Source organism: Bizionia sp. M204 (genome assembly GCF_023205095.1).
In the GTDB taxonomy this organism is placed as follows: domain Bacteria; phylum Bacteroidota; class Bacteroidia; order Flavobacteriales; family Flavobacteriaceae; genus Algorimicrobium; species Algorimicrobium hallyeonense.
The window spans coordinates 563573-589002 of record NZ_CP046242.1 but is presented as its reverse complement, the minus strand read 5'-3'; the positions used below and the strand labels follow the sequence as shown (position 1 = coordinate 589002).

The window sequence follows — 25430 nt, the reverse complement described above, 5'->3', positions numbered from 1 at the left end:
ACGGCATAAAATGGTGGACACACTCCTAAATACCAGAAAAATAAATTATTCTTCAAACTTGAATGCTAATAATTTAAAACAAAAAATAGAAGAACTTTTTAATCAAAGCACGTCCACTTTTGTTGGGAATTTCACCAATCAAAATGAGTTTTCTGCTTATGATAAATGGTCGGTTATAGCCTGGCAGGTACCAAATTTTAAAAGGAAGTCCGCTTATTTAAAAGGTGAAATTTTAAAATCAGGAAAGGGAACGGTGTTAAATTTAAACATGAGACCAAATACCATGTTGTCCGTTGGCCCAATTCTATCGGTATTATTTGGAATAATTCTCATAGCAGCAACAGGTTTGAATACTGGAAATTCACGTTTCTTATTTATAGGCTTGTTCTTTATTTTAGTAGGCATTTTATATTACGCGTTTGGCAGTTATTCAAGAAATAGACTGCTAAACAATTTTGAGAAAAATTTGGGCTTACAAAAGATTTAATTAGAAAAATGACAGCTACATGTTTCTAATTACCAGAATACTACTTCATCCTATTAGTTATTTTAGCCGGTTATTAGCCACCACTCACTATAAACCCCATTTTTATGGCGTTAGCAGGAATTTTCATACTTCAAATTATTTTTAAAAACAGTATTTCAGGAATAGCGCTTGGAATACTTTTCTTTTTAGTCAACCTGTAATTTTTAGGAGCTTTACTTTCGGAATTTAATAAGCACGCAAAACAATTACTATTTGTAAGTTTAACTATTTGGATAGCAAACTTTCTAGTATCCGTGTTTATGATTTATAAATATGTAACTCATGAAATAAAGAGAAACTCTCAAACAGAATTAAACCATCCAAGTATTTAATTAAAATTGAGGATTCCGTTGCTAATCCTTTCGAATTAATACCTAACCGTTTATTCCTTGTTTTTTGTATGCCGTTTCTCCGCATACTCATAGCCTTGCTGCCACCAAGTGGTCATTAGTCGCTTACTAAATATCAACGAATTCTCCGTTAAGCTTGATGGTGTGTAATATAAATTGAGTTTAACACCTCTATTTTTTGCAGCCAATTTGCCAATAAGAATATCATTTCGTTCTACTTGATTTAATAAATGTCCAAATAGGTTAATCATTAATGAAAATGGGTTTTTTCCTAGTACTTTTTGATGCTCAATATTTTCGGCTTCTAATATAATTGCATCCACTTCAGTAGCACCTCTATTTATGGCTTCACGGATTGGCACTACACAGCCCAAACCGCCATCAGCATATTCAAAACCATTAACTTTTGCAATGGACATAAACGGAATATAGTTGCATGAAATCCAAATCCAATTACAGAACTCATCATAGGTACAATCTTTAATCGACTTATACTCGACTGAATTTTTGGACAGATTTGAAACAGTAGCAACAACGTCCTTATTTTCTGCACGGATTTTTAAATATTCTTCTTTCGTAAATTTCCGCTTAATATGCCGCCTCAAGGCTTTACTCTCGCCAAATGTTCGTTTTCTTCGAATAAATTGCCATATTGAGTTTACAAAATCAATAGATACATATTCACGATCTCCTTTTTTACGCTGCACAAATGGACTAACACTAAAAATATCATGTTGTTGCACATTGGTATACATATCATACAATTTTGGAATATTCCCAATGGCTAAATGTGGGATTAATAAACTTCCTGTAGATGTCCCTAAAAACATATCGTAAGTTTTACCCTCTTTTTCCATTAAATATTGGGCTACACCTCCGGCATAAGCGCCTTTACTCCCTCCTCCTGATATAACTAATGCTTTCATTGCTCTGGTATTGTTTCGGTTTCTATTTCTAACGGGCTTGTTTCTGTGTTTTTATATTTAGCAAAATCGAAACCACTTTGCCACCACTTAGTCATTTTTTCCTTATCAAAAACTAATGAATTGGTCGTTAAAACCGTTGGTGTATAATAAAAATTAATTATCGCATTTTGATTATTGGCAACAAACTTCCCAATCCGTACATTCTGACTTTCAATTCTATCCAACATAAACGCAAACATATTAGTTAATAGTGAAAATGCATTGATGGATGGCATTCTATTAAAAGCCGTGACTTCTGTTTGCAATATAATAGCATCCACCGTTGTGGCGCCACGCCTAATAGCTTCTTCAATTGGCACCATGGAACCTAATCCACCATCTGCATACTCACAGCCATCCTTTTTAACTAAAGTCATAAACGGAGTGTAATTGCACGAAATCCAGATCCATTCGCAATATTCCTCATAGCTAAAATCATTAATCGATTTATATTCCACCTGGTTTAAAGATAAATTTGAAACCGTTACAACCACATCGGTTTTAGAAGCTTTTAAAAAGTTGAACTCACTTTCTGAAAGGGTTTTCTGAATCAGTTTTTTTAAATTATAACTTTCGCCAAATGTTTTACTGCCACGCAGTAAATTCCGAAGGACGTTAAAGTGATTAATCCCAATAGTTTCAACCCCTTTCTTTTTTTTGATGGTAAATGGCCGACGATTAAAAATGGCATTTTGATTGACATTGGTATACACATTTTTTATTTTCTCCACATTTTTTAATCCCAAATGCGACACCAATAAACTCCCTGTTGATGTGCCTATAAGCAAATCATACTCATGCCCTTTTTCCTCAATTAAATATTGCGCCACACCTCCTGCAAACGCACCTTTACTTCCTCCTCCTGAAATGACTAAAGCACGCATATTTATTAATTTTTCATAGTTAAACGTTGAATAATATCGGCGTATTTTTCCGTATTGGATAAAACTTCTATTAAATTTTTAGCAAACGATTTAAAGCGCCAATTATAATGATGTGATGCATCCATTAAGTTTAAAATAGCCGGTTCAGGAAATACTTGTAATAAATTCAAATATGAAAAAGCACCTTGACGAACCTCAAAACTATAATCAGCAGATGTATAGGATACCAATTCATTGAAATACAGCTGTTTATCTGTTTCGTCATATTCCGATGTTGATAACGCTAAAACCAGCCACAGCAATCGCACATTTTTATCATTAAACCCAACAATTGCTTTTGTCTGATTTAAATAGTCAACGCGTTTATCTGGAAAATTCACCCATAAATTATACAGCGCAGATTCTATTGTCATATAAGATTTATCAGATAATAACGATTCATAATTTGTTTTTAATCCTAATGGAATTTTCGTGAGGTTTTTTGAGATGGCTTGGCGCACTTTTAAGCCATCATTAAAATTAGCAGCCGTTATGCGCCCTGGAACTTGGGCCACAATTTTAGCTTTGGCTTCCGCAGATAATGGTGCTGATAAGTAATAATCGCATTTGGCATTTTTAGCTTCGCAATCTGCCATTAGATATTCTTGAATGAACTGCGATTGCCCCAAACTTGCCAAAGCTTCATTATAAGGAAATGTTTCGGCCTCCAACCAAACAGCCACAAAAGCATCTAAATTTTGTCCACTTATCTTTTCAGCTTCATGAATAAAATGGGTTGTTTCTACGTTTTTAAATTTATAGATTTCTAAATAGTTTTTAATGGCCGTTTTAAACGCGTCATCGCCTATTTTTTCACGTAAAGCATGCAAAACCCAAGCACCTTTTTTATAAAATGTGGTACTACTCGATTTTGGATTCAATAAAGAAGTCCCTTCCTTCCGACTATCTTGTTCTAATAATTCCTGCGCATATTCATACAAACGCATATAGTAATAATTTTTACCAAAAACGTCTTGTTCCGCTAATAGCGCATAATACGTAGCAAAACCTTCTTGCAACCAATGATGTGTTCCGGACGTTTCTGTTACCAAATTACCAAACCATTGATGTGCTAACTCGTGCGCATTTACATTCACATAATTTCTGTCGTTAAACGCAATAGAATCTATAACAAACGAATCTGCAAAAATAGTAGTTCCCGTGTTTTCCATACCTGAATACAAAAAATCATGAACAGGAACTTGCTTATAATTTTGCCATGGATATGGAACACCAATTTCAGTTTCCAAAAAATTAAACATCTGCTTGGTATACCTGTAGGTTGGTTCCGCTTTTATAGAATCTTCCGGATAATAATACATCTCTAACGGAATTCCGCTTTCCGATATGTCCTCACTTTTATCATAATTACCAATAGCCAAAGCTACTAAATAACTGGCCATGGGCTGTTTCATATTATAACTCCAAATTGTAAAAGCACCATTAATCTGTTTATCAACAAGTTTTCCATTGGCAATAACTTGATAGTGAGAATCGAATTCAACGGTTAAATCGAATTCTATTTTATCATTCATATCATCTATACTCGGCAACCAATTACTGGTGTATTTACCTTGCCCCTGACTCCAAATTTGATTGGGTGCATTCGTATCCCAACCAACAAAATACAATGCTTTTTTAGGATTAGCTGTAAATTGAAGTAGGATCGTGTTTTTTTTTGAAGGTTTAAAAGCATTAAATAGAATGAGCCTTTTACCATCATTTTCAAACCTGATTTTACTACCATTCCACAAAACTTTGGAAAACGTCATATTTTGTGAATCTAAAAAAATAGAATCAGTAGATTTTAAAATATCAAAAACAACGGTGAGGTTTCCCGAAACACTTTTAGTGGAAACATCTGGCACGACATGGGCTTGAATCTGTTTAAAATCCACATAATCTGTTTGTTGCGAAAAAGCAATGCTACTGAATAAGAAACCAACTAGGGCAAATAAATATTTCATAGTGTAATTTAAGCAAAGACTGCTCCAAAATACAAAAATTTGCATTTTATGAATTGATTGAAATGACTTAAATTCGCTTTTATGAATACCCATTTACAAACTCCCATAGATTACCTGAAAGGCGTTGGTCCCAATCGTGCCGATTTACTTCGGAAGGAACTCGGTATTCATACCTATCAAGATTTAATAAACTTATTTCCGAATCGGTATTTAGACAGAACCAAATACTTTAAAATAAATGAATTACAGCAAAACAATGCCGAAGTTCAAGTTATAGGAAAGCTAATAAAGTTTGAAGAAATTGCGCAAAAACGCGGCAAACGATTAGTTGCCACTTTTCAAGACGACACGGGAACCATGGAATTGGTTTGGTTTCGCGGGCAAAAATGGATTCGCGACAGTTTAAAGCTTCAAACACCTTATGTCATTTTTGGGAAAACAAATTTTTATGCCGGCAAGTTTAGTATGCCACATCCAGAAATGGAACTTTTAGCAGAACATGAAGCTAGTTTACGCTCGGCCATGCAACCAATTTATCCTTCAACTGAAAAATTGAACAATAAGGGAATCACGAATCGTGTGGTGAACAAAATTATGCAACAATTGTTTGTTGAAACCAAAGGCCGATTTGTTGAAACTTTATCACCAGAACTTTTAGAAAGTCAGAAATTAATCTCTAAAAGTGAAGCGCTTTTTAATATCCATTTTCCAAAAAACCAAGACCTTTTAGCACGTGCTCAATACCGATTAAAATTTGAAGAATTATTCTATATTCAACTACAGTTAATTTTAAAAAACCGCATCCATAAATCAAAAATAAAAGGGCTTCCTTTTGAAAAAGTAGGAAGCTATTTCAACAGCTTTTACAGTTCATATTTACCCTTTGAATTAACCAATGCACAGAAACGGGTTTTAAAAGAAATTCGTCAAGATTTAGGTAGCCAAGCACAAATGAATCGACTATTACAAGGAGATGTGGGATCTGGAAAAACCATAGTCGCCTTCATGTCAATGCTCATGGCGCTTGACAACGGTTTTCAAGCCTGCTTAATGGCTCCGACTGAAATTTTGTCAGTACAGCACTACAATGGATTAGTGCAATGGTGTAAACAACTAAATATCAGTATAAAAATACTTACAGGTTCAAGTAAAACTTCAGATAGAAGAGAAATTCACAAAACGCTAGAAAATGGCGAATTACAGATTCTTGTTGGCACACATGCCCTATTAGAAGACAAGGTAAAATTTCAAAAATTAGGGCTCGCAATTATAGATGAACAACATCGTTTTGGTGTAGAACAACGAAGTAAATTATGGCACAAAGGACCAAAAGAAACCCGACCTCCATCTCCTCAAATGGAGGAAGCCAAAGGCGCTATTATTCCACCACATATTTTGGTCATGACAGCCACACCTATTCCACGTACTTTAGCCATGTCTGTTTATGGTGATTTGGATATCTCTATTATTGATGAATTGCCTCCAGGAAGACAAGCTATAAAAACGGTGCATCGGTATGATAAAAACAGATTAGACGTTTTCCGATTTATACGTGATGAAATTGAAAAAGGCCGACAAATTTATATCGTTTATCCATTGATTCAAGAGAGCGAAAAAATGGATTATAAAGATTTAATGGATGGTTACGAAAGTATTTCACGAGATTTCCCAATGCCAAAGTATCAAATTTCTATTGTTCACGGAAAAATGAAAGCCGTGGATAAAGATTTCGAGATGCAGCGCTTTATAAAAGGTGAAACACACATTATGGTTGCCACAACCGTTATAGAAGTTGGTGTTAATGTCCCAAATGCTTCTGTAATGATTATTGAAAGTGCAGAACGCTTCGGCCTTTCCCAATTGCACCAATTACGTGGTCGTGTTGGTCGTGGTGCAGAACAAAGCTATTGTATCCTCATGACGAGTCATAAATTAAGTAGCGACAGTAAAACGCGTTTGGAGACGATGACGAGAACCAATGACGGCTTTGAAATTGCAGAAGTCGACTTAAAACTACGTGGACCTGGTGATATTATGGGAAAACAGCAAAGTGGTATTTTAAATTTACGAATAGCCGATATTATTAAGGATGGTGATATTTTAAAAACAGCACGTTTTTATGCCAAACAGATTTTAAACACAGACCCTAACCTATCCAAACCCAATAATAAAGCTATTTTATTTACCTATCAGCAAATGAGCAAGTACAAGAACATCTGGAATTATATTTCATGATGTTGTAAACTAACGCTTAAAAATGGTTTTTATAAAAACAACCTAATATTTAAAATTAAAAAAATGCCCTTAAACATTGTACTTATAGAACCCGAAATACCTAATAACACCGGAAATATTGGTCGCTTAGCATTGGCTTCGGGATCCAATCTTCATTTAGTAAAACCGTTTGGATTTGAAATTACAGATGCCCGACTAAAACGCGCAGGTTTAGATTATTGGCAACATTTAAATTTACATTATTACGAAAATTTGGATGAGTTTTTCATTAAAAACAAAGACGCTAACATGGTGTTTTTATCGAGTCATGGCGAAAGCAACCATTGGGATATTTCTTTTGAAAACAATATGTTTCTGGTATTTGGTAAGGAATCGGTTGGTTTACCCAAAGCACTTTTAGAAAAACAAGAAAACAAATTATTTAAAATCCCATTATACAGCAACCATGTTAGAAGTTTAAATTTGGCAAACGCTGTAAGTATCGTGGTTTACGAAGGGATTAGACAGATTACCTGACAATCTTAAAGTCTTGTTTTCTTACCTCATATTTTTACATCCATTGTTTGAATGCTAGTGTCAATATTTTATCTTTGCAAACTTAATTAACCCATGATTCATGAAGATTTCTTATAACTGGCTTAAACAATTCATAAAAACGGATTGGAATCCAGAGCAAATTAGTGAACTTTTAACCGATTTAGGTCTTGAAGTAGAAGGCTTAAACACCTATCAATCTGTAAAAGGCGGACTGGAAGGCATTGTTGTTGGCGAAGTTTTAACTTGTGTACAACATCCTAATGCGGATCGACTAAAAGTAACAACAGTTTCCATTGGTACAGATACATCATTGCAAATAGTTTGTGGCGCACCTAACGTTGCTGCTGGACAGAAAGTACCTGTAGCCACGATTGGAACAACACTTTATACGGCAGAAGGTGAAGCTTGGACAATTAAAAAAGGAAAAATTCGTGGTGAAGAAAGTCACGGAATGATTTGCGCTGAAGATGAACTAGGTTTAGGAAAAGGTCATGACGGCATCATGGTTTTGGATTCCAAATTCAAAGTCGGTTCACTAGCAGCAGAAATTTTCAACATTGAAAATGACCAAGTTTTTGAAATTGGTTTAACTCCTAATCGTTCAGACGCCATGAGTCATTATGGCGTGGCGCGAGATTTACGTGCAGGTTTCACACAAAAAGAAATTAACACAGAACTTATTACGCCTTCGGTAAGCGCCTTTCAAGTGGAAAACAGGGCGTTACGGATTGATGTTGATGTTATAAATAAAAATTTAGCACCGCGTTATTGCGGTTTAACCATATCAAACATAAAGGTAACGGATTCGCCAGCATGGCTACAAAACCGTTTAAAAGCCATAGGTCTAACACCTAAAAACAATATTGTTGATGCCACTAATTACGTGCTTCATGAATTAGGCCAGCCCTTACACGCTTTTGATGCCAACAAAATAACAGGTAATAAAATAGAAGTTAAAACACTACCTCAAGGCACCAAGTTTACTACATTAGACGGTATTGAACGTGAACTTCATGAAGAAGATTTAATGATTTGTAACGCAGAAAAACCCATGTGTATTGCAGGTGTTTTTGGCGGAATAGACTCTGGTGTGACTGAAAACACAACGAGTATATTTTTAGAAAGTGCGTATTTTAATCCTGTTAGTGTACGAAAAACAGCTAAACGCCACAATTTAAATACCGATGCGTCTTTCCGTTTTGAACGTGGCATTGACCCCAATATTACGGAATACGCTTTAAAACGTGCGGCCATTTTAATTACAGAACTAGCAGGTGGTTTAGTATCAAGTGAAATTATTGATTTTTATCCTAATAAGTTTGAAGATTTTCAAGTACGTCTAAGTTTTGATAATGCCAAAAAACTAATTGGAGAAGAAATTCCAAAAGACATCATTAAACGTATTCTTATGTCTTTGGATATCAGAATCAACAATGTAACGGAAACAGGATTAGGTTTAACCGTTCCTGCTTACAGAAATGATGTGCAACGTGAAGCTGATATTATAGAAGAAATTCTACGTGTTTACGGCTATAATAATATAAAAACAACCGAGAAATTAAATGCTTCTATTTCCAACACTGGAAAATTTGAAGATTATAAACTCCAAAACATTATTGGTAACCAATTGGTTTCCCAGGGTTTCTATGAAACGTTAACCAATTCGTTAACATCTCCGGACTTTGTGCCATTACATGCCGATTTAAGAGCAGAACACAATGTAGAAATGATAAACCCATTAAGCACAGATTTAAGTGTTTTAAGGCAATCTATGTTATTTTCTGGACTGGAAAGTTTACGACATAATTTAAATCGTCGTCGTGAGGATTTAAAATTATTTGAATTTGGAAAAACGTACCACAGTTATACAGACAGTCGCGAGGAATTTAAACATTTATCGATTCTCATTACAGGAAATCGTTATGAAAATCGTTGGAATACAGAAAGTAAACCAAGTGATTTCTTTTATTTAAAGGGAACGATTGAAACTATCTTTGCACGATTGGGTATAACAAAACTAAAAGCGTCTCCAGTAAAATCGGCCGTTTTTAGTGAAGGTATGATACTATCTTTTGGTAAAACGAAGTTGGTAGAATTCGGATTAGTTAAAAAATCCATTTTAAAGCATTTTGATATTTCACAACCTGTTTTATTTGCAGATTTTAATTGGGATGATGTGATTGAAACTGCCAAATATAATCGTGTTTCTTATAGTGCTATTTCAAAATACCCAGAAATTCGTCGGGATTTTGCTTTGCTTATAGACAATTCAGTAACTTTTGAAAGTATCCACACCATTGCCAAGCAATCTGAAAAACACTTATTAAAAAGCATCAACCTCTTTGATGTATACCAAGGAAGCAATTTACCTTCGGGCAAAAAGAGTTATGCTGTAAGTTTTACCTTTCAAGATGAGAATAAAACCTTGACAGACAAACAAATTGATAAGATTATGAACAAACTACAAGCGAGCTTTGAGAAACAATTGGGTGCAGAATTACGATAAAATTGAAATCAGTACTGTATATAATAATTAGCTTGTTTAGCTTTTCACTTTTTGCTCAAAATGAATTTAGTACAGCAAAGCAGAAAGACGAAACTACTTGGGAGTTATTGAAATATGATTCAAAAAAGACTGCCCAAAGTATTGGATATGCTTTTAGCAGACCCTTACATTGGGATCATGACGACTTCAGTAAACTGACAATTCTTACGGTTGGTGTATTTTCTTTATCATTAGCAGACGAAGAAATGAACAGGATTGCAACTAGCCAAGTAGATAATTACCCGCAATTTGGCCGTGATTTTGGTTTTAAATTAGGTAAACCTCAAACGTTCTTTCTTTTAAATGCAGGACTATATGGTTTTGGTCTGTTTACAAAAAATGAGGCTGTAAGAAAAACCAGTGTCCTCATCATATCATCAGCTATTACAGCTGGCACTATTCAAAGTGTAAGCAAGACTGTTTTTGGCCGCGCAAGACCAAGTTCAGGGTTTGATTATAACGTTTTTAAACCTTTTTCTAAAGAAGCAAATTTCCATTCGTTTCCCTCTGGTCATACCGTTTTATCCGTTACTCTTGCGCATTCCGTAGCCAAACAGTTTGATAATATTTGGACTAAAGTGGGTATTTACTCTTTAGGCTCCATAACACCAATTACGCGATTAATTGAAGGTGCACATTGGCTAACAGACATTGCTGTTGGAACCATTTTAAGTGTTGTAGTCGTTGATAGTATAGACAATTTTTTAAATAAGACAGACACCTATAATAAAAAACAGCATATAAGTTGGAATTTAACTCTTTCCAGCAACCAAATAGGCGTTATTGGTGTTTTTTAAACATAAAAAAACCTCGAATTATTCGAGGCTTTTCTTTTCGGTCAATAAGTTAAATATAAATTATATTACTTTAACGTTTACTGCATTAAGTCCTTTTCTTCCTTCTTCTAAATCGAATTCTACTGCATCACCTTCACGAATCTCATCGATTAATCCAGAAATGTGAACAAAATGTTCTTTGTTTGTGTCATCTTCTACGATAAATCCAAATCCTTTAGAATCGTTGAAGAATTTTACTGTTCCTTTACTCATTGTAATAGTTTAAAAATTTTAATAATACACAAATATAATTATATAAACGGATGTTCTGAACTTTTTAGAACATTTTTTTAAATCCGCAAATTCAAATTTGAAGAAAAAAGCTACTTTTTTAAGACATAATTACAATCAAAAAGTAGGGATTTATACCGTTATTTCGTATATTAAGAAGTATTAATTAAGACCTTTAAAATATGGATTCTGACTATAAAAAAATATATACTGGCAGTTTTATTATTGCCCAATTAATTGTGGATAAATTAGACGCAATTGGTATTTCAGCAATCGTAAAAGATGAAAGCGAATCTGGTAGATTGGCTGGTTTTGGCGCCTCCATTTCAGGATCGCAAGATATTTATGTGAATATGGAAGAGCTCGCTGAAGCAATATCTGTTGTAGATAGTGTAACCTCTGAACTTGGCACACATTAAAAACCATATATTTTTAAATTTCACAAAAAAATCTCTAGCAAACACTAGAGATTTTTTATTAAAATACAAATTATTATGCTGTAACAGCATACATTTTTTGACGCATTTCCTTAATTTTTGGATCCTGCATATACTCATCAAAAGTTGTATATCTATCAATAACACCAGTAGGTGTTAATTCCACAACGCGGTTAGCAACCGTTTGCGCAAATTCATGATCATGGGTTGAAAATAATACCGTTCCTTTAAAGTTTTTAAGCGAATTGTTAAAGGCCGTAATACTTTCTAAATCCAAGTGGTTTGTTGGTTCATCCAATTGTAGCACATTGGCACGCATCATCATCATGCGGCTTAACATACAACGTACTTTTTCACCTCCTGATAATACATTAGATTTTTTCAAGGCTTCTTCACCACTAAAAATCATTTTTCCAAGGAAACCACGAATATGAACTTCTTCGCGTTCTTCTTCCGTTTTAGCCCATTGACGTAACCAATCAACCAAGGTTAAATTATTCTCGAAAAACGAACTATTATCTAAAGGTAAATACGATTGGGTGGTTGTAATTCCCCAATCAAATTTTCCAGCATCCGCTTGCTCATTTCCGTTTAATATTTGATAGAAAGCCGTTGTAGCTCTAGAATCTTTAGAATACAATACCACCTTATCACCTTTATTTAAATTCAAATCGATGTTACTAAAAAGTACTTCCCCATCAATAGATGCTGCAAGTCCTTGAACATTTAGAATTTGATCTCCAGCTTCCCGTTCACGTTCAAAAATAATAGCAGGATAACGACGACTGGTTCTTCTAATTTCCGATATATCTAGTTTATCAATCATTTTCTTTCTACTTGTAGCCTGTTTACTCTTGGCTACGTTGGCAGAAAAACGACGGATAAATTCTTCTAATTCTTTCTTTTTCTCTTCGGCTTTTTTATTCTGCTGCGCATGTTGTCTGGCTGCTAATTGAGATGACTCATACCAAAAGGTATAATTTCCCGAAAAGTGATTTATTTTTCCAAAATCAATATCGGAAATATGCGTACAAACAGCATCTAAAAAGTGTCTATCGTGGGAGACCACAATCACACAGTTTTCATAATTGGCTAAAAAGTTTTCTAACCACGAAATAGTTTCGTAATCCAAGTCGTTGGTAGGCTCATCCATAATAAGCACATCTGGATTTCCAAATAAAGCCTGCGCTAATAGCACACGTACTTTTTGCTTACCATCTAAATCCTTCATTAACGTATAATGGTGCTCCTCTGAAATCCCTAAATTAGATAACATAGCCGCTGCATCACTATCGGCATTCCAACCGTTCATTTCTTCAAACAAAACCTGAAGTTCGCCAATTTTTTCAGCATTTTCATCTGTATAGTCCGCATAAAGTGCATCTATTTGAGATTTTAATTTATGAAGTGGCTTATTCCCTTGAATTACAGTTTCCAAAACCGTATCGTCATCATGAAGGTTGTGATCCTGCTCTAAAACAGACATACGCTTACCGGGCTCTAAATGCACATGGCCAGAAGTTGGCTCCTGCTTTCCAGAAATAATTTTTAAAAACGTAGACTTTCCGGCTCCGTTGGCACCTATAATCCCGTAGCAATTACCATTATTAAATGTGGTACTCACTTCGTCAAAAAGGACGCGCTTGCCAAATTGAACCGATAAATTTGAAACTGATAACATGTATTACTTTTTAATTTTTGCAAAAGTACTAAAAAGCCTTCATAAGTCGAAACAAAACCAACTATATTAATATTTAACAACGTGTTAACAGCTTGTCACAGGTACAACTTTTACATTTGTGAATTAAGTCCACAATCTATTCGATTACATAACTATGAGGGAATTTAAACTTATTTGCGCTTTAGTTGTATCTACTTTTGCCTTAATATCTTGTGAAAAAGATACGAAAGCTGATGAAGGTGCCGCATATTTTGGTGGCGAGGTTGTAAACCCTAAAAACAGTTTTGTAATCCTATCCAAGTCTGAACGGATTTTGGATACCATCCGGTTGGATGAAAACAACCGGTTTCTGTATAAAATAGAAAATGTTGAAAAAGGGCTTTATACCTTTCGCTTATGGGCTTCTGAAGGATTAGAATATCAAATGGTTTTGTTGGAACCTAATGACAGTATTCTGTTTAGACTTAATACTTTGGAGTTTGATGAATCCTTAGTGTACACCGGAAATGGTGCTAAAAAGAACAATTACTTAATTAATTTGTTTTTAGATGGTGAAGCAGAAGATAAAACCATTTTAGGTTTTAGCCAATTATCTCCTATAGAGTTTGAACGTCGTTTGGATTCTATAAGAGACCACAAATTAAGACGATTGAAGCAGTTTAACGCCAAGAATCCATCATCTGACACTTTTAACAATTTAATAAAAGGTAATATTAATTACGATTATTATTTGAGTAAGGAGGTTTATCCATTTGTAAATTATGGCAATACAGAACGCGCTAATTTTAATGAGCTTCCTGAAGGTTTTTATGATTACAGAAAGGAAATTAATTACAATTATTGCGAATTGATGGATTACTTTCCTTACTACACCTTTTTAAAACACCATTTTGAAAATTTAGCTTTATCTGAACATTTTAAAACGTCAGAGGATAGCGTTTTTAATTTAAAATCATTAGACTATAACTTAATTAAACTGAATTTAATTGATAGTTTAATGGTTAATGATTCTATTAAGAACTCATTATTAGCGCAAACTGCAGTAGAGTTTATGAGCAATAGTAAAAACACGGACGATTATGATAAAGTATTGCAATCCTTTACCGCCAAAAACACAAATAAAAAGAACGACCACTATGTAACCAATATGGTGAATTCATTAAAAGGTTTGAAAGCTGGTCAACGATTACCTGAAATTACCGTGCTAAATTATAATGGTAAAGAATTAGTTTTAGACAAAATAATTAAAAGACCAACGGTTGTCTATTTTTGGTCTTCAGTATATCGTTCTCATAGCGATAGCCACAAAAAAGCGACTGAATTAAAGATAAAATATCCAGAAGTCGATTTTATAGCAATTAATGCAACCGCTACCAATTCAACGAATTGGAAAAAACAGCTTTCTCAATTTAATTATTCGAAATTTGACGAGTTTATGTTTAAAGAACCGGAAATAGCCAAACACAAATTAGCTATTTCGCCAATAAATAAAGTGATGATTATTGATAAGGATGGCAAGGTAGTTAATGCCCATACCAATATGTTTTCTATTATGTTTGAAGAAGAATTACTTGGGTTGCTTAATCAATAACCGGTAAAAGCACAACATAAAAAAAGCCTTAACATGAACGTTAAGGCTTTTTTTATTTATAATTTTTGAGATTAATTTCCTTTCTTGAAATCCTCTAAAAATTTTGCTAATCCAATATCGGTTAAAGGATGTTTAAGTAATCCTTCAATAGCGCTTAATGGACCCGTCATAACATCAGCTCCTAATTTGGCACAATCAATAATATGCATAGTATGACGAACCGATGCTGCTAAAATTTCAGTATCAAAATCATAGTTATCATAAATATGACGAATTTCAGAAATCAAATTTAAGCCATCTGTTGAGATATCATCCAAACGACCTATAAACGGCGACACATACGTGGCTCCTGCTTTGGCTGCTAATAATGCCTGGCCTGCTGAAAACACTAAAGTAACATTGGTTTTAATCCCTTTATCTGAAAAATACTTACAGGCTTTTATCCCATCTTTGATCATTGGTAATTTTACCACAATTTGCTCATGTAATTCTGCCAAAGCTTCCCCTTCACGAACCATTCCATCATAATCTGTTGCAATAACTTCGGCACTAACATCACCATCTACAATTTTGCAAATGTCCACATAATGCTTCATAATATTATCGTGTCCGGTAATACCTTCTTTAGCCATTAATGACGGATTGGTAGTTACACCATCCAAAACACCTAAATCTTGTGCTTCACGAATCTGATCTAAATTAGCTGTATCAATAAAAAATTTCATAAGTAAAAGTTTGTCTATTCTGCGTTTGCAGACATATTAATATATAGTTGTGTGTGTTCCCTTTATTTAGGATTGTAAAATTACAATTTATAATGATTCATGAGGAGTTTTTCATAAACTTTATCTGGCAAAATTCGCTTTAAAACAATAGAAAATTTTTGCATAAACTCCCCTACTTTATAATGAACTTTGGGTTTGGGCGTATTTATTATTTTATGAATTGCTTTGGCCATCTCTAAAGGATCTTTTCCTGTATCTACATGCGTATCCATTAATCTCAAAGTGTTGCCATAAGGTCCTTTATACGGTGAATCTTCTAAAACAGGTGCATGATAACGACCAGATGCAATATTGGTTGCAAAATCGCCTGGTGCTACATTGGTCATCTGGATATTAAAAGCCTTTATCTCCATTCGGAATGCTTCTGTAATCAGTTCTAAAGCACCTTTACTAGCGGAATAAACACCTCGATATGGCAATCCCATATAACCCGCAATTGATGTGACGTTGATAATTAAACCGGATTGCTGCTTACGCATTTGTGGCAAAACGGCTTTGATAACATTAATAGGACCAAAAAAATTGGTCTCAAAATTATTTCGGATTTCTTCTTCGGGAATTTCCTCAATGGGCCCCGTAATTCCAACGCCTGCATTATTAATTACAACATCTAGTCGACCTGCTTTTTCAATAACGCGATTTACAGTATCACTTATAGTATAAGATTTGTTTACATCTAAACCTAAAATTGGAAAATTACTAGTTGTGTACTTTTCTGGTGAACGACTTGTACCAAAAACAGTAAACCCTTTGAGCGTTAAATAATCTCCTACCGACTTTCCAATTCCAGATGAACCTCCTGTTATTAAAACAACTTTAGACATATATAATAAAATTAATCCTGTAAAATTAAGAATGTATTATTGAAAAAGTCTATAAAAAGAAAAAGATTTGCAAACTAACAGTCTACAAATCTTATTTATAAAAAAATCCTTTCGTATTTGTGAAAGGAAAAGTAAAGGCAAAAAAAAAGGCAAGCTACCTACATCACACCGCTACGACCGTCTACCTTTGCTGCGTTCCCGCCCTGGAGGATTCAACAGGAGCTGGTTGTGTAGGACTTGCCCGCGGCAAAGATACAATCTTTTAAATTTTTCACAATGATTTTTTAAACTGAATTTTAATAAATATCTTGCTTCAAATAATTAACAACTCATGAAGCTTTATAAGTCTCTTACTATCATAATTTTATGCCTCACTTTAGCAGCTTGCGGCACCAATATTAATGAAGCAAAAAAGGATATTTCTATCAAAACTAATGTATCAAATGATGCTTTTACGCTTGGTGATGACCTGAAACTGTCCATTTCTAATCCTAAAAATCATGAAATAGGTACGGTAAATTATACTTTAGACGGAAAGGACATCCAATCTTCACAAGCGCTTAATAATATGAAATTAGGCGTTCATGAATTAGTTGCATCTTTTAGTTTGAATGGAGAATCAACGAGCCTTTCTAAAAACATTACCATTCTAAACAACCAAACACCAAAAATTTATACCTATAAAATTATTAACCAATATCCACATGACCAAACCTCCTACACACAAGGGTTGGAATTTCATAATGGCGAATTATATGAAGGTACTGGACAATATGGTGGCTCCAAGCTTCGAAAAGTAGACTATAAAACTGGTGAAGTTTTAAAAAACATCAATTTATCAAACGAATATTTTGGCGAAGGTATTACCATACTTAATGATAAAATATATCAACTTACGTGGAAAAAAGGCACAGGCTTTGTTTACGACGTGAATACCTTTGAAAAAACAGGCAGTTTTAAATATGGCGAAAGTTTAGAAGGCTGGGGAATTTGTAACGATGGCTCTAAATTATATAAGAGTGATGGCACCGAAAAAATTTGGACGCTTAATCCAGAAACTTTAGCCGAGGAAGGTTACATTCAAGCTTACCATAGCAAAGGAAAAGTAGTAGAGTTAAACGAATTAGAATGGGTTAATGGCAAAATATATGCAAACCGTTGGAATAAAAATGGTGTGGCAATTATTAATCCTGAAAATGGTGCTGTTGAAGGTGTGATTGATTTTACACCACTTCATAATATGGTAACCAAACACCCGAAATTAGATGTATTAAATGGAATTGCCTACAATCCAGACACCAAGACCATTTTTGTAACGGGAAAATATTGGGATAAACTCTTTGAGGTTGAAATAACTGAAAAGTAGTTTAAAATTTGTCCATTAAACGTTTCAGGTTTGCCTTATGCTACAATGGATGCATTAGCTTTGCCAGGAAAACACCATAATACTATGCAAACATTTGAAACTAAAATTACAGTCACTACAGACGATATTGATAATCTAAATCACGTTAATAACGTACGCTATGTGCAATGGGTTGAAGACGTTGCTAAAATGCATTGGTTTACAAAGGCACCAAACTCCATAACGGATAATTATTTATGGATTATGCTGTCGCATCATATTACCTATAAAAAACCGGCGTTTTTAAATGATGAGATTACACTAAAAACATACGTTCCGAACTCGGAAGGTGTTACGTGCACACGTGTGGTTGAAATATTAAAAGATAACATTCTATTAGCGAAATCGGAAACCACGTGGTGTTTTATGGATAGTAACCGCATGCGTCCAACGCGAATAACCGATGAAATAAAAAATATATTTCTCTAATTTTTATAGCTTTCATACGAAATCATCAATTCAAAAGTTATATTTTTGAACAAATTGATATCTTGTTATGAATCGTATTCTTTCCTTTATTTTTTGTGTGGGCTTTTTAATGCTTTGGAGTTCTTGTCGTAAAGATTTAGAATTTTCTCGAAGCTCTGGAAATTTGGAATTTTCAAAAGACACTGTTTATTTAGACACCGTTTTTACTAATATTGGTTCCAGCACCTACACGCTAAAAGTTTACAATCGTAGCAGTGATGACATCAGTATTCCAAGTATTAATCTAGCTTCTGGAATGAATTCTGAATACCGACTGAATGTTGATGGTATGTCTGGAAATTCCTTTGAGAATGTGGAGATTCTAGCTAAAGATAGTATGTTTATTTTTATTGAAACGACCATTGATATCAACAACCTACCCAATACAGGCGAGTTTTTATACACAGATAAAATTGTTTTCGATTCCGGAGCTAACATGCAAGATGTGGATTTGGTTACCTTGGTAAAAGATGCTGTTTTTATTTATCCAAATCGCGATAATAGTACTGGGATTATAGAAACACTAACCTTAAATGTAGGAGGCGAAATATTAGAAACAGATATCCAAGGACGCTATTTAATGCCTGACGAATATACATTCACCAACGAAAAACCTTACGTAGTGTATGGCTATGCAGCCGTTCCTAATGGAGAAACTCTAACCATAAATGCGGGAGCACGTGTTCATTTTCATGCGAATTCTGGGTTATTAGTTTCTGAAGGCGCTTCACTTAATGTAAATGGTGCCTTAAGTTTGGACCAAGACCTTTTAGAAAACGAAGTTATTTTTGAAGGCGACCGTTTAGAACCAGGGTTTAGTGATGTTCCTGGACAATGGGGAACTATCTGGTTATTTCAAGGAAGTGTCAACAATATTATTAATTATGCAACTATTAAAAATGCAGGTGTTGGTATTTTAAGTGATAGTAATGCCAATGAGCCAAATGCAAAGTTGACTATTACCAATTCACAAATATATAATAGTAGCAATTTCGGGATTTTAGGAAGAAACACATCTATTTTAGCTGAAAATGTGGTGATAAATAATTCTGGTCAATCCTCATTTGCTGGAACCGAAGGCGGAAGCTATAATTTTACACATTGCACGATTGCTAATTACTGGAATAATAGTTTCAGACAATTCCCTTCCCTACTCCTAAATAATTTCCGTGAAACCGAAGATGCTATTTTATTATTCGATTTAACAGAAGCTAATTTCAACAATTGTATTATTTACGGTAACGATAATCCAGAATTCATTTTAGATGAAGTTGCGGATCCTGGAAACATGTTCAATTTTAAATTCACCAATTCCTTGGTGCGTTTCCAAGATCCAAATAATAATTTTTCAGGTGATAATTATGACTTTGATAATCCATTGCGCTATGAAAACATTCGCTTTAATAATGATCCGGATTTTAAAAACGTCAGAAATAATGAGATGATTATTGGCTTAGATTCGGGAGCAATTAATATTGGCGGGAATCCATTTTCAAACAATGTGCCTCAAGATATTTTAAATGAAAACCGAACGGTTGAACCTGATGCAGGTGCTTATCAGCATACGGCGTTTTAAATTTAAAATACACAATTAAAAATGTAAAAAAAAATCATAAAAAAACCTGCTTAAATCAATAAGCAGGTTTTTTTATTTTATAAGCTAAAGCTCACTAAACAAATAGTGGTAAGTGACTCATCATGGCATTTACTTTGTCTCCAATAGCTTCTAGTTTTGCTTCATCCTCATAGTTCATAATGACCTCATCCACCAAGTCAACTATAGCCTCCATATCGGTTTCTTTTAAACCACGTGTGGTAATGGCTGGTGTACCAATTCGGATTCCAGACGTTACAAATGGGCTTTTATCATCAAAAGGCACCATGTTTTTATTTACGGTAATATCAGCTTTTACCAATGCGTTTTCAGCATCTTTTCCTGTAATATTTTTATTACGTAAATCAATTAACATCATATGATTATCGGTTCCACCAGAAACAATATGATAATCGCGATCCACAAATGCTTTTGCCATGGCAGCTGCATTTTTCTTCACTTGTAACATATAGTGCATAAAGTCTTCCGTTAAAGCTTCTCCAAAAGCAATAGCTTTAGCAGCAATAATATGCTCTAATGGACCACCTTGATTTCCTGGAAACACACCAGAATCTAACAATGAGGACATTTTACGCAAATTGCCATTTTTTAATTTTAAACCAAAAGGATTATCAAAATCTTGACCCATCATAATCATCCCGCCTCGAGGACCACGTAAGGTTTTATGTGTTGTAGTCGTAACAATATGACAATGTGGTAAAGGATCGTTTAAAATACCTTTAGCAATTAAACCTGCTGGATGAGAAATATCACCTAATAATAAAGCACCAACGCTATCTGCAATTTCGCGAAAACGTTTAAAATCCATATCACGAGAATAAGCTGATGCACCACAAATAATCATTTTTGGTTTTTCACGTTCAGCAACTTCTGCTACATGATCGTAATCTATAATTCCCGTTTCTTTTTTAACACCGTAAAAAACAGGATTGTATAATTTTCCTGAAAAGTTAACAGGCGAACCATGTGTTAAATGTCCTCCATGAGACAAATCGAAGCCCAAAATAGTATCACCAGGTTTTAAGCAGGCTGCGAAAACGGCTGTATTTGCCTGGCTTCCCGAGTGTGGTTGTACATTTACGTATGCCGCACCAAATAAAGTTTTGGCACGATCTATAGCCAATTGCTCAACTTCATCTACCACTTCGCAACCACCATAATAGCGCTTGCCAGGATATCCTTCAGCATATTTATTAGTTAAAACAGAACCTGCAGCTTCCATAACTTGGTCGCTTACAAAGTTTTCTGATGCAATGAGTTCTATACCATGAAGCTGCCTTTGTTTTTCGGCTTCTATTAATTCAAAAATCTGTTCGTCGCGTTGCATAAATTTCGGTTATTGTTAAATAGAATTCAAAAATAAGAAATACATTAGTTTAATTCATCAAAAAACATATATTTACTTGACAGATATAATTTTTCGTAAAGGTTAAAGTATTGCTATATTTTGCATCATAAATTAGTATAAAAACGAAAAGTTATGTAGGTTTGATTAGAATTTTACAAACACAAAACCACCTTTAGTTATGTCACTTACAGCTAACAATCCAGATAGAAAATCCTGGTTACACGTAGATAAAAACTCCGATTTCCCAATTCAAAACATTCCATTTGGTGTGTTTCTTACCCGTGATGATATTATCACGATTGGCACACGAATTGGAGATACAGCTATAGATTTAGGTGCTTTACACCAATTAGGATATTTTGAAGGTATTCCGTTAACTGATGACATTTTTCTTCAAGATTCTTTAAACGATTTTATTGCTGACGGCAGAAAAACATGGCGTTTGGTTAGAAACCGAATTGCTGAAATTTTTGATGCAGAAAACAGTGAATTAAAAGATAATAAGAAAAATAAAGAAACGGTTTTGTTCCGTTTGGATGAGATTGAAATGCAATTACCTGTCCAGATTGGTGATTATACCGATTTCTATTCAAGTATAGAACACGCAACCAATGTGGGCACCATGTTCCGCGATCCTGAAAATGCATTAATGCCTAATTGGTTGCATATTCCGGTTGGATATCATGGTAGAAGTTCATCTATTATACCCTCGGGAATTCCAATACACAGACCTCAAGGTCAAACATTACCAGCTGGTAGTGACACGCCTATTTTTGGTCCAAGTAAATTGGTGGATTTCGAATTAGAAATGGCATTTATTACAACGGATGCTAACGATTTAGGTGAACCGATTCCTATTAATGAAGCCGAAGAGTATATTTTCGGATTGGTTTTATTTAATGATTGGTCTGCTCGTGATATTCAAAAGTGGGAATATGTACCACTAGGACCATTTTTAGCAAAAAGTTTTGCGTCGTCTATTTCACCTTGGATTGTAACGCTTGATGCTTTAGAGCCATATCGTGTAGAAAGTCCGAAACCTTTAAAACCTCAATTACCTTATTTACAATATAAAGGTAAAAAGAGTTATGACATTAAATTAGAAGTTGCCATTAAGCCGAAAACTGCTAAAGAAACGGTAGTTAGCAAATCCAACTTCAAATATATGTATTGGAATATGTCGCAACAATTAGCGCATCACACGGTTAACGGTTGTCCTGTAAATTCAGGCGATATGATGGGTAGTGGTACCATTTCAGGCCCTACACCAGATTCTTATGGATCTATGTTAGAATTGAGCTGGAGAGGTGAAAAACCGGTGAAATTACAAGATGGTACAGAGCGTAAATTTATAAATGATTATGATACGGTAATCATGCGCGGTTATTGTGAAAAAGAAGGTACACGAATTGGTTTTGGTGAAGTCTCAACAGAATTGTTACCTATTTATACTCCCAAAAGCAATAAGTAAAACACCCATTTTTAAAACAGAAAAAGCCCGCAAACATTGATTTTTGCGGGCTTTTTTTATGTTTTCCATTATGTGCGCTAATCCTGTGTGATTTAAAATTACGCATCAAGAACCTGGCTTTTTGCAAGCTTACCAGCTACTATACTAATTATTAAAATTTGTATGGCATGAAATAACATTAATGGCAATAATAATATACCCAACATTGCCATATTCCCAAATAGTATTTTAGAAAAAACAGTGCCATGCACTAATGATTTTTTGGTTCCGCAAAACTGCGCAGTAATTTGATCTTCTTTTTTGAGTTTTAATTTTCTAGAAATAAATCCCGTAAGCGTAAAGGCCGCAATAATTAGAATTAAGACGCCTATAAAAATGAAACTTAAATCTAAAAAAGAGACAACACTAAAAATATTGTTATTAAACGATTCTGCGAAGCTCTTATAAATTATCAATAAGATTATAGCCTTATCAAATACCGTTAATTTGCTATTGTATTTATGTGCTAATTCACCTAAAAAACGCTGTAAAACAAGACCTAAAATTACGGGTATTATAATTTGAACAATAAGTTTGAGATAGATATCGGTAAAATCAAAATCTGTTTGCGTATTTACAATAAATAACCCCATCCAAAGTGGCGTAATGACAATTCCAATAATTCCAGATATACTAGCATTAAAAATAGCTGCTGGTACATTTCCTTTCGCCATAGATACCATAACCACCGATGAGGACACCGTTGATGGCAATGCCGCCAAGAAAAAGAAAGCCAACCAAATAGTTTCCTGTTCCTCATTTTGAATCCATGGCCGAAATAACAAAACTAAAAGTGGAAACATTATAAATGTAGCACCTTGCACTAAAAGGTGTAATTTCCAGTTTTGAAGTCCCGACTTTAACTGTGACGGGTTTAATTTAAGTCCATAGAAAAAGAATATGAGCGCAATTCCTATTACACTAATAGTATCTATAGGAACATTACTATCTTGAGTTCCCCATTGCGGAAAAAAATAAGCAATTATAATAGTTCCAATGATAAATAAAACAAATTTATCAATCTTAAATTTCATGGTTGTTCCGTTACTTCTAAATGCTAAATTAAATATTTCCTTTAAAACAAAGTCTCGTACCGTCTTAACAGCTCATTTAAATTCTACTATTTATACCTCGAATATTAAACGAAAAAACACGGCTTATTTTATTGTCATAAACCGTGTTTCTTATAAGGTATTCTCAAATTACATTAATTGGGGAAATTGCTCAAATCCATTAATGACATAGTATTATCACGATGATAACGTGCTAATTTTAAAATTCTACTATCTGGTGAATAATGCATTAATTGATTTACAAAAACACCATAATCACTGAGCGTTGAATATCCAAAAAGCTTCCGCCCATATTCATCATCTAAATCATTCAACTGACTTGGTTTATACAATCCATAATACCAACCGGTATTAATATAAAAATCGCCTTGAACATTAATAATTCCTAATGAATTAGATATTTCGGGTAACATACCAACACTTGTTTTAAGTGTGGTAGCATTCATAACTTTTCCGGCCATATCCATTTGTAATACGTAACCAACGCCATATTTAATTAAATCTTGCTCTATGGTGGCTGAACTTCCAGCGTACATAGGTTTTTCAACAGTACCGGCTTTATACATAGATTCTAAAACTAAATATATGCTCTCGTCCTTAAAAATGAGTTCCGATATTTTGACATCTGTAATTTCTGCTGGTGAAAAACCCGTTAAACTTTTATATTGGGTTAAGGCTTCTACCTTATTATCATTCAACACTTTCTGATCTGTAATGCTATACATTAAAAGGCGATTGAATTTTCCTGCACTAACACCAAAAGATTTATCTTCATAAAAAGCTATAAAATAATCCTGACTGCCTATTGAAAATACTTTAGGTTCAAATAAAGCCGTCTTTTCAGGAAATGCTAATTGTTTCATGCCTGCAGAAGTCACTTCAATAACTTGATTCGTTTCCGCTTTAAAACCTTTTTCAATGCGCACTAAAAGAACGTTACCCGAATTGGTAACGGCTACATGCTTTTCAGTTGTATCATCAAAAACCACTTCGTTGCTCCAAACTTCATCACCGTTTGTTGTATTATAAACATGGACGATTGTATTTTTCGGCTCTTTACGTTTGGCATAAGGCGTGTAAACTAAGGCTGCAAAATGACCGTTTTCGGAAATACGAAATGACAAATCGCCAGATTTTGAATTAGACTCAATAGCATGTGTAAAAACTAAACGTGAGGTAAAGGCATCCGTTGTTTTATCGAAAATAATTTCATGAACTTCCATTTTGTCGGTCTTACCAGTATAACCATGTGTATACGCAACTACTTGATTTTCGTTACGTTCATACATACCTAAAAAGTTATATAAGGTGCTTGCTCCCATGCCTGGAAATTCAAAACTGAACGTATCCACCAAAGCATTTTTCTGATCGAATTTGCGTAAAATAATATCATGCTGACTTTGCATGCCATGTTCATTTATCTGGCTGAATAAATAGGTGTTATAATTATCAGCTAAAACAAATTGAGCCTCTTTTTCAGATTCTGGATTAAACGGAAATTTATCGCCATAACTAAAGTTTTGCGCTTGTAATCCACTAATAACAGCAAAAAGTAAAATTACTAATGTATGTTTCATA

21 protein-coding genes and 1 other RNA gene are annotated in these 25430 nt (G+C 34.2%); 11 read left to right on the top strand and 11 right to left on the bottom strand.

Translation table 11 applies throughout. The annotated features are described in order from the left end of the window. Positions 1–10 precede the first annotated feature (10 nt). Positions 11–487: a hypothetical protein gene (locus tag GMA17_RS02710; protein ID WP_248398881.1), complete on the top strand. Its 477-nt coding sequence runs from the start codon at positions 11–13 to the stop codon at positions 485–487. 421 nt (positions 488–908) lie between these two features. Here the strand turns inward: GMA17_RS02710 and GMA17_RS02705 are convergent, their stop codons facing one another. The 3 genes from GMA17_RS02705 to GMA17_RS02695 are packed head-to-tail and all read right to left on the bottom strand — an operon-like array spanning position 909 to position 4731. Continuing rightward, a complete protein-coding gene (locus tag GMA17_RS02705) occupies positions 909–1802 on the bottom strand; it encodes a patatin family protein (RefSeq protein ID WP_248398879.1) in 894 nt (297 codons plus the stop codon). Further along, positions 1799–2725: a patatin family protein gene (locus GMA17_RS02700; protein WP_248398877.1), complete on the bottom strand. Its 927-nt coding sequence runs from the start codon at positions 2723–2725 to the stop codon at positions 1799–1801. The genes GMA17_RS02705 and GMA17_RS02700 overlap by 4 nt, the downstream gene beginning before the upstream one ends. Positions 2726–2730: 5 nt before the next feature. Next, positions 2731–4731 (bottom strand): M1 family metallopeptidase, encoded by a 2001-nt coding sequence (locus tag GMA17_RS02695; RefSeq protein WP_248398875.1) that lies wholly within the window; start codon positions 4729–4731, stop codon positions 2731–2733. 81 nt (positions 4732–4812) lie between these two features. Here GMA17_RS02695 and recG point away from each other — a divergent pair, with 81 nt between their 5' ends. From recG to GMA17_RS02675, 4 genes are all read left to right on the top strand, one after another. After that, a complete protein-coding gene (gene recG / locus GMA17_RS02690) occupies positions 4813–6966 on the top strand; it encodes an ATP-dependent DNA helicase RecG (protein WP_248398873.1) in 2154 nt (717 codons plus the stop codon). 63 nt (positions 6967–7029) lie between these two features. Beyond that, positions 7030–7482 carry a tRNA (cytidine(34)-2'-O)-methyltransferase gene (locus GMA17_RS02685; RefSeq protein ID WP_248398871.1) on the top strand — a complete coding sequence of 151 codons (453 nt, stop codon included), beginning with the start codon at positions 7030–7032 and terminating at the stop codon, positions 7480–7482. Positions 7483–7582: 100 nt separating this feature from the next. Continuing rightward, positions 7583–10009, top strand: coding sequence for a phenylalanine--tRNA ligase subunit beta (pheT, locus tag GMA17_RS02680; RefSeq protein WP_248398869.1), 2427 nt, complete (start codon positions 7583–7585; stop codon positions 10007–10009). A 2-nt stretch (positions 10010–10011) separates the two neighbouring features. Next, on the top strand, positions 10012–10845 hold the full coding sequence (locus GMA17_RS02675; protein WP_248398867.1) for a phosphatase PAP2 family protein: 834 nt from the start codon (positions 10012–10014) through the stop codon (positions 10843–10845). Between the two features lie 60 nt (positions 10846–10905). Here the strand turns inward: GMA17_RS02675 and GMA17_RS02670 are convergent, their stop codons facing one another. Next, entirely contained in the window at positions 10906–11097 is a 192-nt protein-coding gene (locus tag GMA17_RS02670; RefSeq protein WP_092208350.1) for a cold-shock protein, read from the bottom strand. A 200-nt stretch (positions 11098–11297) separates the two neighbouring features. Here GMA17_RS02670 and GMA17_RS02665 point away from each other — a divergent pair, with 200 nt between their 5' ends. Continuing rightward, positions 11298–11534: a DUF2007 domain-containing protein gene (locus GMA17_RS02665; RefSeq protein WP_248398865.1), complete on the top strand. Its 237-nt coding sequence runs from the start codon at positions 11298–11300 to the stop codon at positions 11532–11534. 73 nt (positions 11535–11607) lie between these two features. Here GMA17_RS02665 and GMA17_RS02660 read toward each other — a convergent pair whose 3' ends face one another. Further along, positions 11608–13233 (bottom strand): ABC-F family ATP-binding cassette domain-containing protein, encoded by a 1626-nt coding sequence (locus GMA17_RS02660; RefSeq protein WP_248398863.1) that lies wholly within the window; start codon positions 13231–13233, stop codon positions 11608–11610. Positions 13234–13387: 154 nt separating this feature from the next. Here GMA17_RS02660 and GMA17_RS02655 point away from each other — a divergent pair, with 154 nt between their 5' ends. Next, positions 13388–14824, top strand: a complete 1437-nt coding sequence (locus tag GMA17_RS02655; protein WP_248398861.1) for a thioredoxin-like domain-containing protein — start codon at positions 13388–13390, stop codon at positions 14822–14824. Positions 14825–14895: 71 nt separating this feature from the next. On the opposite strand, the gene fsa is transcribed toward GMA17_RS02655, so the two are convergent. The 3 genes from fsa to ffs all read right to left on the bottom strand — a co-directional run bounded on the left by fsa (position 14896) and on the right by ffs (position 16676). Continuing rightward, positions 14896–15549, bottom strand: coding sequence for a fructose-6-phosphate aldolase (fsa, locus tag GMA17_RS02650; protein WP_066251546.1), 654 nt, complete (start codon positions 15547–15549; stop codon positions 14896–14898). Positions 15550–15629: 80 nt separating this feature from the next. Further along, on the bottom strand, positions 15630–16433 hold the full coding sequence (locus tag GMA17_RS02645; RefSeq protein WP_248398859.1) for an SDR family oxidoreductase: 804 nt from the start codon (positions 16431–16433) through the stop codon (positions 15630–15632). Positions 16434–16577: 144 nt separating this feature from the next. After that, an RNA gene (gene ffs, locus GMA17_RS02640) (signal recognition particle sRNA small type) lies at positions 16578–16676 on the bottom strand. Between the two features lie 88 nt (positions 16677–16764). Here ffs and GMA17_RS02635 point away from each other — a divergent pair. The 3 genes from GMA17_RS02635 (at position 16765) to GMA17_RS02625 (ending at position 19882) form a co-directional block, all read left to right on the top strand. After that, positions 16765–17799, top strand: a complete 1035-nt coding sequence (locus GMA17_RS02635; RefSeq protein WP_248398857.1) for a glutaminyl-peptide cyclotransferase — start codon at positions 16765–16767, stop codon at positions 17797–17799. 30 nt (positions 17800–17829) lie between these two features. Continuing rightward, positions 17830–18267 carry an acyl-CoA thioesterase gene (locus GMA17_RS02630; RefSeq protein WP_371922410.1) on the top strand — a complete coding sequence of 146 codons (438 nt, stop codon included), beginning with the start codon at positions 17830–17832 and terminating at the stop codon, positions 18265–18267. Positions 18268–18334: 67 nt separating this feature from the next. Continuing rightward, positions 18335–19882 (top strand): hypothetical protein, encoded by a 1548-nt coding sequence (locus GMA17_RS02625; protein WP_248398855.1) that lies wholly within the window; start codon positions 18335–18337, stop codon positions 19880–19882. A 94-nt stretch (positions 19883–19976) separates the two neighbouring features. Here GMA17_RS02625 and glyA read toward each other — a convergent pair whose 3' ends face one another. Then, positions 19977–21248 carry a serine hydroxymethyltransferase gene (gene glyA / locus GMA17_RS02620; protein WP_248398853.1) on the bottom strand — a complete coding sequence of 424 codons (1272 nt, stop codon included), beginning with the start codon at positions 21246–21248 and terminating at the stop codon, positions 19977–19979. A gap of 199 nt (positions 21249–21447) precedes the next feature. Between glyA and fahA the strand changes: the two genes are divergently transcribed. Then, positions 21448–22740, top strand: coding sequence for a fumarylacetoacetase (gene fahA, locus GMA17_RS02615; protein WP_248398851.1), 1293 nt, complete (start codon positions 21448–21450; stop codon positions 22738–22740). 98 nt (positions 22741–22838) lie between these two features. Here fahA and GMA17_RS02610 read toward each other — a convergent pair whose 3' ends face one another. Both GMA17_RS02610 and GMA17_RS02605 read right to left on the bottom strand, forming a co-directional pair. Beyond that, positions 22839–23813: a bile acid:sodium symporter family protein gene (locus GMA17_RS02610; RefSeq protein ID WP_248398849.1), complete on the bottom strand. Its 975-nt coding sequence runs from the start codon at positions 23811–23813 to the stop codon at positions 22839–22841. A 173-nt stretch (positions 23814–23986) separates the two neighbouring features. Next, positions 23987–25429, bottom strand: coding sequence for a hypothetical protein (locus GMA17_RS02605; protein WP_248398846.1), 1443 nt, complete (start codon positions 25427–25429; stop codon positions 23987–23989). Position 25430 lies beyond the last annotated feature (1 nt).

Excerpts from the sequence above, each read along its gene's own strand:
- GMA17_RS02710 (WP_248398881.1), top strand. The coding sequence starts at position 11 with ATGGTGGACACACTCCTAAATACCAGAAAAATAAATTATTCTTCAAAC.
- GMA17_RS02705 (WP_248398879.1), bottom strand. The coding sequence starts at position 1,802 with ATGAAAGCATTAGTTATATCAGGAGGAGGGAGTAAAGGCGCTTATGCC.
- GMA17_RS02700 (WP_248398877.1), bottom strand. The coding sequence starts at position 2,725 with ATGCGTGCTTTAGTCATTTCAGGAGGAGGAAGTAAAGGTGCGTTTGCA.
- GMA17_RS02695 (WP_248398875.1), bottom strand. The coding sequence starts at position 4,731 with ATGAAATATTTATTTGCCCTAGTTGGTTTCTTATTCAGTAGCATTGCT.
- recG (WP_248398873.1), top strand. The coding sequence starts at position 4,813 with ATGAATACCCATTTACAAACTCCCATAGATTACCTGAAAGGCGTTGGT.
- GMA17_RS02685 (WP_248398871.1), top strand. The coding sequence starts at position 7,030 with ATGCCCTTAAACATTGTACTTATAGAACCCGAAATACCTAATAACACC.
- pheT (WP_248398869.1), top strand. The coding sequence starts at position 7,583 with ATGAAGATTTCTTATAACTGGCTTAAACAATTCATAAAAACGGATTGG.
- GMA17_RS02670 (WP_092208350.1), bottom strand. The coding sequence starts at position 11,097 with ATGAGTAAAGGAACAGTAAAATTCTTCAACGATTCTAAAGGATTTGGA.
- GMA17_RS02665 (WP_248398865.1), top strand. The coding sequence starts at position 11,298 with ATGGATTCTGACTATAAAAAAATATATACTGGCAGTTTTATTATTGCC.
- GMA17_RS02660 (WP_248398863.1), bottom strand. The coding sequence starts at position 13,233 with ATGTTATCAGTTTCAAATTTATCGGTTCAATTTGGCAAGCGCGTCCTT.
- GMA17_RS02655 (WP_248398861.1), top strand. The coding sequence starts at position 13,388 with ATGAGGGAATTTAAACTTATTTGCGCTTTAGTTGTATCTACTTTTGCC.
- fsa (WP_066251546.1), bottom strand. The coding sequence starts at position 15,549 with ATGAAATTTTTTATTGATACAGCTAATTTAGATCAGATTCGTGAAGCA.
- GMA17_RS02645 (WP_248398859.1), bottom strand. The coding sequence starts at position 16,433 with ATGTCTAAAGTTGTTTTAATAACAGGAGGTTCATCTGGAATTGGAAAG.
- GMA17_RS02635 (WP_248398857.1), top strand. The coding sequence starts at position 16,765 with ATGAAGCTTTATAAGTCTCTTACTATCATAATTTTATGCCTCACTTTA.
- GMA17_RS02625 (WP_248398855.1), top strand. The coding sequence starts at position 18,335 with ATGAATCGTATTCTTTCCTTTATTTTTTGTGTGGGCTTTTTAATGCTT.
- glyA (WP_248398853.1), bottom strand. The coding sequence starts at position 21,248 with ATGCAACGCGACGAACAGATTTTTGAATTAATAGAAGCCGAAAAACAA.
- fahA (WP_248398851.1), top strand. The coding sequence starts at position 21,448 with ATGTCACTTACAGCTAACAATCCAGATAGAAAATCCTGGTTACACGTA.
- GMA17_RS02610 (WP_248398849.1), bottom strand. The coding sequence starts at position 23,813 with ATGAAATTTAAGATTGATAAATTTGTTTTATTTATCATTGGAACTATT.
- GMA17_RS02605 (WP_248398846.1), bottom strand. The coding sequence starts at position 25,429 with ATGAAACATACATTAGTAATTTTACTTTTTGCTGTTATTAGTGGATTA.